Source organism: Bacillus sp. ISL-4 (genome assembly GCF_018613275.1).
In the GTDB taxonomy this organism is placed as follows: domain Bacteria; phylum Bacillota; class Bacilli; order Bacillales; family DSM-1321; genus Peribacillus; species Peribacillus simplex_E.
The window spans coordinates 1-12,228 of sequence record NZ_JAGGQN010000050.1 but is presented as its reverse complement, the minus strand read 5'-3'; the positions used below and the strand labels follow the sequence as shown (position 1 = coordinate 12,228).

Annotated in this window: 11 protein-coding genes and 1 pseudogene; 2 read left to right on the top strand and 10 right to left on the bottom strand. The window is 37.6% G+C overall.

The features are described 5' to 3' along the window. Nucleotides 1–246: 246 nt before the first annotated feature. The 5 genes from J7J00_RS24150 to J7J00_RS24130 all read right to left on the bottom strand — a co-directional run bounded on the left by J7J00_RS24150 (nucleotide 247) and on the right by J7J00_RS24130 (nucleotide 6,914). The gene (locus J7J00_RS24150) at nucleotides 247–984 is read right to left on the bottom strand and encodes a PepSY domain-containing protein (protein WP_214795278.1); all 738 of its coding nucleotides are present in this window, start codon (nucleotides 982–984) and stop codon (nucleotides 247–249) included. A gap of 80 nt (nucleotides 985–1,064) precedes the next feature. After that, nucleotides 1,065–2,408, bottom strand: coding sequence for a sensor histidine kinase (locus J7J00_RS24145; protein WP_214795276.1), 1,344 nt, complete (start codon nucleotides 2,406–2,408; stop codon nucleotides 1,065–1,067). Continuing rightward, nucleotides 2,405–3,106, bottom strand: coding sequence for a response regulator transcription factor (locus J7J00_RS24140; RefSeq protein ID WP_214795274.1), 702 nt, complete (start codon nucleotides 3,104–3,106; stop codon nucleotides 2,405–2,407). Before J7J00_RS24140 ends, J7J00_RS24145 begins: the two co-directional genes overlap by 4 nt. 344 nt (nucleotides 3,107–3,450) lie before the next feature. Further along, nucleotides 3,451–6,066, bottom strand: coding sequence for a phosphoenolpyruvate synthase (ppsA, locus tag J7J00_RS24135; RefSeq protein WP_214795272.1), 2,616 nt, complete (start codon nucleotides 6,064–6,066; stop codon nucleotides 3,451–3,453). A 470-nt stretch (nucleotides 6,067–6,536) separates the two neighbouring features. Then, nucleotides 6,537–6,914 (bottom strand): SRPBCC family protein, encoded by a 378-nt coding sequence (locus J7J00_RS24130; protein WP_309487240.1) that lies wholly within the window; start codon nucleotides 6,912–6,914, stop codon nucleotides 6,537–6,539. 561 nt (nucleotides 6,915–7,475) lie between these two features. Here J7J00_RS24130 and J7J00_RS24125 point away from each other — a divergent pair. Then, a pseudogene (locus J7J00_RS24125) lies at nucleotides 7,476–7,835 on the top strand (VOC family protein); the annotation flags it as partial. A gap of 737 nt (nucleotides 7,836–8,572) precedes the next feature. Here the strand turns inward: J7J00_RS24125 and J7J00_RS24120 are convergent. From J7J00_RS24120 to J7J00_RS24105, 4 genes are read right to left on the bottom strand one after another with little or no spacing between them, the layout of a single operon-like run. Continuing rightward, entirely contained in the window at nucleotides 8,573–9,022 is a 450-nt protein-coding gene (locus tag J7J00_RS24120; protein ID WP_214795270.1) for an alanyl-tRNA editing protein, read from the bottom strand. Nucleotides 9,023–9,081: 59 nt separating this feature from the next. After that, nucleotides 9,082–9,273, bottom strand: a complete 192-nt coding sequence (locus J7J00_RS24115) for an alanine--tRNA ligase-related protein (protein ID WP_214795268.1) — start codon at nucleotides 9,271–9,273, stop codon at nucleotides 9,082–9,084. Continuing rightward, complete coding sequence (locus tag J7J00_RS24110; RefSeq protein ID WP_214795266.1) at nucleotides 9,242–10,318, bottom strand: threonine aldolase family protein; 1,077 nt, start codon at nucleotides 10,316–10,318, stop codon at nucleotides 9,242–9,244. Before J7J00_RS24110 ends, J7J00_RS24115 begins: the two co-directional genes overlap by 32 nt. 1 nt (nucleotide 10,319) lies before the next feature. Next, nucleotides 10,320–10,763: a MarR family winged helix-turn-helix transcriptional regulator gene (locus J7J00_RS24105; protein ID WP_098370173.1), complete on the bottom strand. Its 444-nt coding sequence runs from the start codon at nucleotides 10,761–10,763 to the stop codon at nucleotides 10,320–10,322. A 374-nt stretch (nucleotides 10,764–11,137) separates the two neighbouring features. Here J7J00_RS24105 and J7J00_RS24100 point away from each other — a divergent pair, with 374 nt between their 5' ends. Continuing rightward, nucleotides 11,138–11,353, top strand: a complete 216-nt coding sequence (locus J7J00_RS24100) for a hypothetical protein (protein ID WP_214795264.1) — start codon at nucleotides 11,138–11,140, stop codon at nucleotides 11,351–11,353. 237 nt (nucleotides 11,354–11,590) lie between these two features. On the opposite strand, the gene J7J00_RS24095 is transcribed toward J7J00_RS24100, so the two are convergent. Continuing rightward, a complete protein-coding gene (locus tag J7J00_RS24095) occupies nucleotides 11,591–12,091 on the bottom strand; it encodes a hypothetical protein (RefSeq protein ID WP_214795262.1) in 501 nt (166 codons plus the stop codon). Nucleotides 12,092–12,228: the final 137 nt, after the last annotated feature.

Below are 12,228 nucleotides of genomic sequence, written 5' to 3'. Positions count from 1 at the left end.
GAGATGCCTTTCATCCAACCAGCTTATTTGGCTCTGTTTTATCATTTGGTGCTTTATTTCATGTTAGAGATATTAAATTAGAGTTAAATGATAGAAGGATTAGAAATTGGTGAGAATTATTACATTTTCTTCTCTTTTCTTTTGCATTTTTCTTACTCACCGAAGCCAAAAAGGGTGATGCCAATTAATAGGCATCACCCTTTTTTATGATTTGTTCCATTGCGTCTTGATTAATAAACCCTTTAATTAGTTTTCCGGGCCATCATTATCATTCTCTTCATCATCTTCCCATGTGATTGTTTTTACTTCTTTTGTGTAGCCGTCAACTTGGACGACCGCGTCTCGATCATCCTCTAATTCAACTTCGATCAAATAATAAGGTGTCTGATCTGGGGGCTGATAAAATTCTGTATCGTCACCTGTTCCTTTTACATGTTGTTCCGCAATCGCAATTGCTTCCTTTTCTGTAATGATACTATCTGCCACCATTGTTGAGTCAATAATAGCTCCAGTATATGGGTCGAGTATTAATGTGATTTTTTCGTTATTCTTATTTACCACCGCTTTATAAAAGGAATTGTCTTTCTCCTGCACAAAATCAATTTGTTCCAGGTCACCTTGTGAGGAAATACTCTCCTTTATTTCTTTTTGGTTCAGTTGCTTTTTGGGTATGCTTTCCGTCGTTTCTTCAGCTGCATGAACTATGGTTTCTTTTTTTAGAGAACGAACTTCACCGCTTTTCGCATCCATCCTAATTTGATACACCCCGGTTTCAAGCTGCATTTCAATCTGATATTCTTCACCTTCACTTTCCGTTGTCTTTAAAATGGTGCCTGGATATTTATCCTTTGCCGTCTGGTTCACTTCCTCTATCGTCAAGCTTTCCGCGGATAATGATGGAGCCCACCATTGAAACCCGACGAATAATAGCAGACCAAAAACGAGAGTTGATCCAGCTGTTATCAGCATTTTTCTACTCTTCATCGTATCCCCCATCCAACGTCATTCTAACTTTATTAATCTTGATAAAATGTGAACTATATAAGAATTCACTATTTAAAGACTTAATTAAATAAAAGAGTGACGATTGTTCCCCTGTCTTCGAGACTATCCATTTCAATCCGTACATCAATTGCATCAGCAATTTCCTTTGCCATGGAAAGCCCCAATCCTGATCCGCCTTGCTTTCGGCTTCTCGCTTTATCTACACGATAAAAGCGATCGAACACTTTTGGCAATTCATCCTTTGGAATTCCATCCCCTCTGTCTTCGATGCGGATATATGCTTCAGCACTTGTTTGTCCTATGTAGACTGAGATATGCTCATCACTATACTTTCTTGCATTGTCTAGAAAAATGAACAAAAGCTGTTTTAACTTTTGAATGTCCGTTACTGCTTCAATTGCATCGCCACTATAAATCTCCAATGTTCGATTATACGCATTTTTATACACTTTCGCTAACTCTGCAATGATGTCGTTCAGAATGATGGTTTCCTTCTCTATATTCCATTTTTCCTGATGCTTTGCTAGCAGGAGCATTTCCTCTGTCATCTCTCTCATTCTTATGGCTTCAGAATGGATGGCCTCTATTGATTCAGCAAACAAATCAGGACGCCCCAACCCTTTTCTCTTCAAAAGACTTGCATAGCTTTCGATGACTGTTAGCGGTGTTTTTAATTCATGTGAAGCGTTCGATACGAATTGCTCCTGTTTTTCGAAGTTAGCTTGCAGCAAATCGATCATGTGATTAAAGGTTTTTCCCATTTCCACAAGTTCATCTTTTGATTTTTCCTCTAGGCTAAGTCGCTTAAATTGGCCGCTTGTTTGAATCTCCTTCATCGTATCAATCATCGATCGAATCGGACGGGCGATGAAGTTACTAAGAATGGTGCTTGATATCAGAACGGGTATCATGGCAATGACCGTTACAGCGATTAATACGATGCGCAGAACAGCGAGCATTTCTTCGGTTGCTGTAATGCTTTTGGTGATTTGTAGATTAACTACACTTCCATCCCCCCAAACGATCGGGTTTGAAACAAATACATACTTTTTTTGACGATAAGTGATGATCGCGCTCTTCTCACCCTGATAAAAGCTACTATCTCGATTGCTTAATTGTTTTTCAGAATCGGATGTAACGACCGTTCCTTTTCGTTGACCTTCGTTTACAATACCAATCATGCCATCTATAGGCAGATAGGCCCGAAGTAAATCATTTGGTGAAATATCATTAACATTTTTACTAACATCAAAGGAAATTTTCTTTGTCTCCGCTTTCGCACGATTAAGTTCATTCACCATCATCAGATTACTGAATACAAAATAAATGGAAACATTCATTAAAAGGAGCAGGAAAATGAATAACACCGCTGTATATAAATTTATTTTCTTCCGAAGTCTCATTTTGCATCCTTCATGACGTAGCCAACGCCTCTTACAGTATGGATAAGCGGCGTATCAAAGCCGTATTCGAGCTTTTTGCGAACATATCGGATATACACATCCACCACGTTTGTTTCTCCATAGAAATCATACCCCCAAACCGCTTCCAGAATTTGATCCCGGTTTAGCACTTGACGCTTATTCTTCAGTAAATAAAGAAGTAAATCATACTCTTTTGGTGTTAGGTCAATTTCACTTTCACCTCTAATGACTTCGCGTGTTTTGACATTTACCTTTAAATCAGCGGTATTGAGCCATCCATCGTCCTCATCTCTCATTGAAGGTACAGCAGTCCGCATTCTTAAAACCGCACGAATTCGGGCAAGCAATTCCTCAATTTGGAAAGGCTTAGTGATGTAGTCATTCGCACCGAGATCAAGACCGGAAACTTTATCTTCAACCGAGCCTTTTGCAGTTAACAGGATGACTGGAGTGGTATTGTTTTTCATACGAATTTTCCGAAGCAGCTCGATCCCGCTTATGCCTGGAAGCATCACATCCAATAAGATCAAATCCCATTTTCCTGATTGATACGCCTCAAGGGCTTCATTCCCGTCCATTGCCTTTCCGATTTGGTAGCCTTCGATTTCAAGCTCCAATTCAAGCAGTCTCAAGATTTTTTCTTCGTCTTCCACGATTAGTATTGATTCTTCACTCATTTGTAAGGCCTCCTTTGCGGGGGTTGTTTGTGTGGGACTGTCCCTATTTATGTATTCTGTCAAACAAAGATACTACAGTTAGAAAACTAAGAAAATAGGGTATTATAACGAGTTAATAGGGCCCAATACCCGAGGCTATCGTGAGTATATGGAAACAAATCTTTTCGGAATGGTTCCCATCCAATAGATACGAACATGCTGAAATAGCATCACTTGAATAGATAACTGCGAATTACAACGTTATTAAAATCCAAATATAAAAAAGCCCAATTTCCCGGTGTTGCAGGCAGGAAATTGGGCTTTGGTTACTACGTGAAAGCGAATGGTCTTCTTTGATGATTTAATTATATTATTTCGATATACCCTTCTGTTCCATGCACGCGAATTCGTTGCCCGTCTCTTATTATCTTGGTGGCATTATCCACCCCGACAACCGCCGGTAAGCCATATTCACGTGCGATAACTGCTCCATGGGTCATCAGTCCACCAACTTCGGTAACTAAACCTTTTATGGATACAAACAACGGTGTCCAGCTAGGGTCGGTAAAGGGGGTGACCAATATATCTCCCTCTTCTAGATCAGCATCTTCCATGTTTAAGATGACACGTGCCCTTCCTTCGATAACTCCGGAAGAAACAGGTAGACCTACAATAGCTTCGGCTGGGAGATTTTCTCGTTTGTACTCACCTACAATGATTTCACCATCAGACGTGATAACACGTGGTGGAGTTAGTTTTTCATATAATTTGTACTCGTCTTTTCGTTTGCTGATGATCTGGTAATCCAATTTATTTGTGCGTATGACTTCATGAAGTTCTTCAAAAGTGAGGTAGTATATATCTTCTTTTTCACGAATGACTTTGGCTTGTACGAGCTGTTCGGCTTCTTTCATCAAAGCCTGCTTATAAACGAAGTAGCGATTAACCATGCCGTATTTTGGATATTCCCGATAACCGATGAAGTTCCGGATTAGGCTGATCATTCTTTTTGTTTCTTTGGCTTTTTGTTCACCATCCGGTAATTGCTTCAATCGATCTAATAACTCTTGTTCTTTTTTCAAAGCTTCCTGTCGCCCTTGCTCAAATTTCCGATTGCTGGCATTAGGTTCAAAGTTTTTGATATTACTGAGAATCATAGGGATGAGTATAGTTGGTTTTTCGCTCCAACGAGTTTTAGTAATATCGATTTCTCCGGTACATCGCATTCCGTATTTGCGGAGATAATCATGGATAGCGTCTTGGGTTTCCTGTCCACCATCAAGATTAACCAGTTCATCCAAAAAGTTATCATCATTTACATGTTGTAAATAATCAATTACTTCTGGATAAGGCCGAATCACATCTGCGAGCTCCAATAGCGCCAGACCCATTTCCGAAGTAATATTGTTTGGTACAGATTGAGAAAGCGTATCTGCTGCGTTTTTTTCACCTAACCACTCGTTCATATTTTCATTGATCCATGATGAAGCATCTATAGCAGCCATAAACACAGCTGAACTTTGCGGGTCAAATAAAATCTTCTTTAATTTCTGGATATCTTCCAGAATAAAATCAAATAAATCCGATCCTAATTTCGTTTGGATGTTTTGTTTTAACTCTTCTATCGATGTTTGACTACTCTTAATCAAATCTGAAACGATGGTCGGGTCGTTTTCGATTTGTGCCCTTGAATCCGCAGACGACACACTTTTATTGCTTTTACCGGAACTCTGTTCTTGCTTTTCATTTGGTGAAAATTTTATGAAATCTCCTCGCTCAATTATGGTAATGAGTGCGTCTTTCATGAGCGGATCGTGTTGTCCCATGGCATCTAATAACATTTTTCTGCTGTCAGGTGAAGCCAGATTATGTGTTATATCAACAAACAACCTTCCACCAGCTTTAAACCTGGGTCCAAAAGAGGTTAACTGGAATAAAGACATTCCAAGTGGTTTCATTGGATCGGTCATCATTTGTTGATGACCAACAGATACATAGACGTGATTTTCTTGATCATTCGCTTCAGGGATCGGGTATAAAGTAGTGATTGGCCGACTCTGGACAATATAAAATGTATCATCAACCAAACACCATTCGATATCTTGCGGGCAACCAAAATAAGCTTCAATCTCTCTGCCTATGCGTGCGAGCTGTAAAATTTGTTGTTCAGTAAGTGTTTGAGTCTTTTGCTGATCGGGATCGATCTGCTGGGTCTCTGTTCCGCCTTCTTTTAGTCCATGGATAGCCAATTTTTTGGTTGCTATCATCTTTTCGACGATTTCCTCTTCCTGCACTTTATAACAATCGGGAGATACCAAGCCAGAGACCAGCGCTTCTCCAAGTCCAAAACTGGCATCGATCGATAGCAGTTTTCGGTTAGAAGTAATCGGATCAGCTGTAAATAAAATCCCTGAAGTCTGTGGGAAAACCATCCTTTGAACGATAACGGATAAATAAACTTGACTGTGGTCAAATCCATTTTGCATACGGTAGATTACCGCGCGATCCGTAAACAGGGAAGCCCAACATTTGCTGATATGCTGCATGATTGCTTCTTTGCCGTTAATATTTAAATAGGTGTCTTGTTGACCGGCAAAAGAGGCATGTGGTAAATCTTCAGCAGTTGCACTGGAACGCACTGCATAAGCATGTTCATCGCCAAACTGGGAGAGATAGTGAGCAACAGCCTTCACTACATCGGATGGAATTTCTACTTCCATGATGATTTTCCTAATCTTCTTGCTGATTTCACCAATTTGATCTCGATCCTCTACTTTTAGCAGTGTTAGTTGATCCACCAATGCGTAGAAGGCCTCGTTTTGTTCGAGGGCTTTTTGATAACCTTCTGTCGTAACACAAAATCCTTCTGGCACTTGTATTCCATGAATCTTCGATAGTTCCCCTAAATTTGCCCCTTTTCCTCCGGCGAGCAAAAGTTGCGTTTTATCGATCTCCCGAAACTCTAGTACATATGGTTTCATTTCTTTCCCTCCCATTTATCGCTCAATGCCAAGACGAATTCTATGCCAAAAATTGTTCATCCGATCAACCAATTGCGCTGTCCGCTCGTTCTTGCTCCTGGCGAAGTTCCATGTTCATATCAAACACTCCTTTAAAAAAATAAAATTAGGGGTTGACTGAAAAGGATTATATGAAGTATAATTAAAATAGGGATGATCTACATAAAAATCACTTAACAGTGTGTAACTATATAAATTTACCACAGTTTTTCTTTTTTATCAATGATTAAAGGAAGAAAAATTTCACAAGACAATTGACTACAAAAAATGCTATTTAAAATGATAATGAATTCCAATATTAAAAAGCCCAATTTCTATATTAAGAAATCGGGCTTTTTTCGTTACCCCATTAAAGTGCCCTTTAATAAGAACAATGAGAACACTGCTATTAACAGTGTTCTCATTGTTCTTTTGTTCTTCATCGATCTATATCAGTTTTCAGAAATATTCGAGAGGTAATCAGCGAGTTGAACGAAGGTTCCTGAAAAGCCCGCCTGTACCATTTCCTGCGACTCCTCGTAAGTTTTCATTTCCTCCTCAGTCGGTGATACAGGTGTCCCAATCATCGTAAGTACTGCTTTACCTTCATGCTCGGTGAATGTAAAAGTATTGAGAATTTTCAATGGCCAGCTGTCGTTAAAAGGAGCACGTACGATGTTACCCTTTTCATCAGAAAAGAAAGAGGTGTAAACAAGTTTCTCTGGAGCATTTACTTCTTGATAAACGAATTTGACCCACATTACATTACCGTCAGGAGATGTCTGGCTGTAATGGAAGACACCATCCTCACGAAGCTCAAACTTGGAAATATTAAAAGCCCATCCTTTTGGGCCCCACCAGTTCTGCAGATGTTCTGATTCGGCAACGCCTTAAATACAAGCTCACGAGCAGCGTTGAAACTACGGGTAATTTCGGTTTTTGTAAACATTTTAATCCTCCAATTATTGTGTTTTATTTTGTAGCTCCTTCAAGATAAAGTTCCAAGCTGTCGAGTTTTTCTTCCCATATTTCACGATACCGTTCCAACCAAATGTTTAATGCCTTAAAGGTTTCTGAACGAAACTTATAAATTCGACTACCAAGAGCAGAGCACTTAATAATGTAGTATTCATCTTTACACCACGATTTATTAGCATTATATTCCTTCACGTGGAGAATAAAAAAATGATATTTTTGTACATAATGATACATGTTTAAGTTTTTAATAAAAAAGAATGATTTAGAAGTTTTTACTTGAAAACTGAACTTATGTTCGTATATACTATAAGAAGACAATCTTGGTAGCAGTTATTACTAAGGAATCCAATCTTAATTCAAAGGAGGATGAAAATGATTAAACCGTATTTAATGTTTAAGAATGCGAAGAGGCTTTCAAACTTTATATTGAGGCATTTGGCGGAGAACTTATTGCGATGCAAAAATATAGTGAGCTCCCTTCAAGTCCAGACTTTCCTGTTGAAGAGAGTGATAAAGAACTTGTTCTACACTCACATTTAAGAATAACAGAAGATGGATTTATTATGGGTTCTGATTCAAAACGCGAATTGAATGATAGTGACAAAGTGGTTGTAAGCGTGGAGCTTAACTCGGAGGAAAAAGCCAGAAAGGCATGGAACATATTAAAAGAAGATGGATCTATACATATGGATCTTCATGAAACATTCTTTGCGAAACTTCACGGTTCGCTGAAGGATAAATTTGGCATTTCCTGGATGTTTACTGTCAATTAAAACGATACTTGAATCCAAGGCCAAAAGACGACCGGTTATTTGACTGGTTGTTTTTTGGCCTTGGATTAAAAAGTTCCTCAACAAACTGGCCCAATTGTTGAACAGACCTGGCTTTAGCTCCAAAAAAAAGAGCTGCAATGCAACTCCTTTATAGAAGTAAGGCCTGTTAATTCGTTCAATACAAAAAAAATAGTGTGAACCATACAAACGCAACACCAAAATTTAATAACATCCAACTCTTATTTTCCTTTTTTAAGAGTCTTTCGAATGCGTCTATTATTGAACCAATTCCTAATAAGATTAATAAATATTTTATGAAATTAAAATTAAACTCATTTATTAACCCTAATATTAAATTCAAGCCCATTAATATTATCATTAAATATCTAATCAGAGTAAATGGTCTTGTACTCTCTTTTTTTTCAAAAAACAATCGCATTACATTTTTCAACTTATTTGACATAACCCCCCCATAAAACTACAATCTAAATTTAATAACCTATACCATAACGCAAACTGGTCTTCTTCAACATAGCTGACCTTTTGTTGCATAAGAAAAGGAGCTGCAGATTAGCTCTTGGAAATGAAGTAAAGCACCCGTTAATTGGATAACAATTGGCAGCTGCAGCTTGGAATAAAAATATTGTTCTATTTGATACTGCCGTTTATGGGCCTATTCCCGTATATTCCTCATTGATAAAAAACGGGATAGCAGAGCTTAATCCAATAGTTGAATTTTAATCCTTTTTTTCGTGGGTCCTTTTTGTTGAGTTTTTCATAATGGAAAAGTCTTTAATTTCATTTGTGTTGTTGACGTGGGTTCCGCCGCATGCTTGCTCATCAATATCATTTATTTGAACGATTCGAATTTCGTTAAGAGAAGCTGGAAGTAAATTAATGACCGTTTTAATTACCCCTTCCTTTTGCTCTGCCTCAGTCCTGCTAATTGTTTTCGTGTAAACATTATGGGGGTGTGCCAGTACCTTCTTTATCGATTGTTCTAATTGTTCAAATGGTATTTCTCCCATTATTTCAGGAGAAAAAGACAGCTCTAATCTCGCATGTTCTTTTTCAATTTGACTGCTTGTAGCTAAAGCATTGTAATGTTGATATAAGTAACCTGAAATGACATGCAATAGTGTGTGATACTGCATATTCTGAAACCGCCAAGACCAGTCAATCTCCATTTCTACCGTTTGATTAATATCCTGTAATGGGCGTTCTAGTTCATGAATGATTTCACCATCTATTTTTTTACTGTTAATATATTATAGGTTTCATCACCTTGTTTAATAACCCCTCGGTCACAAGGCTGCCCACCGCCACCTGGATAAAAAATGGTTTGATCGAACACGACAAACCGGTCTTGTATCGAAACAATATTTGCCGAACATTCTTTTAGATAACTATTGTCTGAATATAGCTCTATCGTGGCCATTTTTTTCTCCTTTTGTTGCCTTGATATCCTCTACCAGCATTTCAACATGTTCTTTTTTCGTAGCCCAACTGGTGCAAAATCTCACAGCACTGTGTGTAGCATCGATCTTTTCCCAGAAGGAGAATGAATACTTTTTGCCTAATTCCAAAATTACATCTTCAGGCAAAATGGGAAACTGCTGATTTGATGTGGAATCATATCGTAATGAAAATCCATTTTCAACAAATGCTTCTCGAATCATCATTGACATTTCCACGGCATGATTAGAAATTTCATAGTATAAGCCATCTTCAAATAAGGTTTCAAACTGGATCCCCAATAGTCTCCCTTTAGCCAGTAATCCTCCCTTTTGCTTGATAAAATACCGGAAATCCCTTTTCAGGGCATCATTCATGATGACTGCCGCTTCACCAAACATTGCACCAACCTTCGTTCCCCCTATATAGAACACATCACATAGCCTTGCAACGTCTGCCAAGGTTAAATCGCTGTCTTTTGAAGCCAAACCATACCCTAATCTAGCGCCATCCAATACCAATGGCAAACCACATTCCCGGCAAACTTTACTTAATGCTTCCAATTCGGCTTTACTATAAGTCGTTCCATTTTCCGTAGGGTTAGAAATGTAAACCAGGCCTGGCTGTACCATATGCTCATGAGTAACATCATTCCAGTGAGCATCATATAATTCTTTCACCTGTTCAGCTTGAATTTTTCCATCATCACTCGGCAAAGTAAGTATTTTATGACCAGTGGCTTCAATTGCTCCTGTTTCATGTACCGCGATATGCCCGGTAATTGCAGCAACTGCACCTTGGTGCGGCCGCAAAATTGAAGCGATGATCGTTGTATTCGTTTGTGTTCCCCCTACTAAAAAGTGTATATCTGCATTCGTCGCATCACACTCTTTTCGAATGTAAGCTCTCGCCTTTTCACAGTGTTCATCCACTCCATATCCGGGTGTTTGTTCTTCATTGGTTTCTATTAATCGTTTCAGAATTCGCTTATGAGCACCTTCTGTATAATCATTTTCAAAACGTATCATCCTATATTCTCCCCAAACTATCTAATTTTTTCTGAATGAACATCATAGAAGCATGGATTTCTTTTATTTCATTTTGTGATAATCCTTGGAATAACCTCACTATTTGTTCATCAGATCTTTCATTAAGCTGGTTAAAAAGAGTCATCCCTTCAGGGGTCAACCGAATCAGACTAGTTCTGTTATCCAAGGTCGAGTTTTCCTTCATGACCAGTCCATCTTTACTCAGCTTGTTAATTATTCTGCTCATATAGCTGCGATCAATTTCCAGTTTATCAACCAAATTGTTTGCTATACACTGCTCCATCAAACCGATTTCTAAAATTACCCTTGCCTCAGTGAAAGAATATCCGGTATCCAAAATATGCTTATCCAATACACCAAGTATATTCGTATAAAATCTATTGAATTGCCGTATATCAGCCATGGTATTTTTACTTATATTCATTCTTGACTTCCTTTTTTAGTAGACTTTATCCACTAATACATTATTGTAATTAGTGGACTTTGTCAACATTTTTCGTGAATCTTTGAAGAATCAACCGATACCACTAGTTTAACCAATTTCAAAAAATTCACTTTTAGCTTGAACCTGATTTAGTTTACATTCTATTAGGTTGATTGTTTCTTCTCGAGGAAGTTACAATACTTTAATTAGAAACGCTTATAAAATTTTCCACTTTAACAAACCTACCTCTAAGAAGGAAATCCTTTGACCCATAACTTTTATCTTTAAAATTAGAGATTATCGAACACGGGATGAGTTAAAGTGCATAATATAGGATAGTGATATTTAACTATATTTCGAAAGGATGTAATATTGTGTATCCTTCTTACACTAACCCACACCATCTCAAACAAGAAACACTGTCACAGGTTGGACCATGGGTACAGTATGGTTTAAACGAAGCTCAAAAAACATCCATCCCTCATGCAATGATGGAAATTGCAGCTATTGCCTATCTGATGGGTAAAGGATATGATCCAAGGATGGCGCATCAAATAGTCGAATCATGGGAAGTTAATGAAATATTTTAACTGCTGTAGCATTGAAATAAAGATTAATCAATATGTCCTCTTTAACCCACATATTAGCGTAAATAAAAAAAATCCATTTTGAAAAATGATTGATCAAAATGGATTTTCTTGTGATTTAGTATACAGTTTTTATAAAATATTTTGATTATTTTTAGTGAGTCTTAATGAACAACGCACCCGTTAGTCAATAACAATGCTTACCACTATGGTTGATGAGGTTGTCTTTTTATTTTGGTTTTATTCTCCCCATACATATTCAGGATTAAATTCGAATGGCATAATTTCTGTTTTTTTGTAAGTGACGGGTTTTTCATTCGGAATCGTTATAGTAATTTCAGTTTTTTCTTTGTTCATTTCTAACGTTAGAAATGAAGTCTTATTTGAATCTTCACTATAAATTATAGCAGTTAGCTTATTTCCAGTTGATTCGGTTAACTGTAAATGCATTACGACTTTCTCTTTTCCCTTTTTCGGGATTTTTTGCAGTATATACTTAGCAGATCCTTTGATGTCGCTGCTACCATTAATCATTATGTAATATTCACCATTTGTCCAACCGCCCGTCATATGATACCTTGGTGCATCGTAAGAAGGCTCTGTGTTCTGTTGGGTGGAATCTTGAACTTCGTTTTGTTGAGGAGTATCTACTAATTCATTTTTAAAGTCTAGTTCATTGTCACAAGCAGCAAGGATTCCTATAACCAAGAGTCCTACAGTGACTTTTTTAAAATTAAACAAAGGTATGTCCTCCTAAAAGATGAATGTAAATTTCGACCGATTAAATTATCCACCCTAACATTGAGTGTTGAAGACAATAACCTAAATATAATACCATAATAAACCAATTCCTTATACAACTATCCTCCCTCAATAAA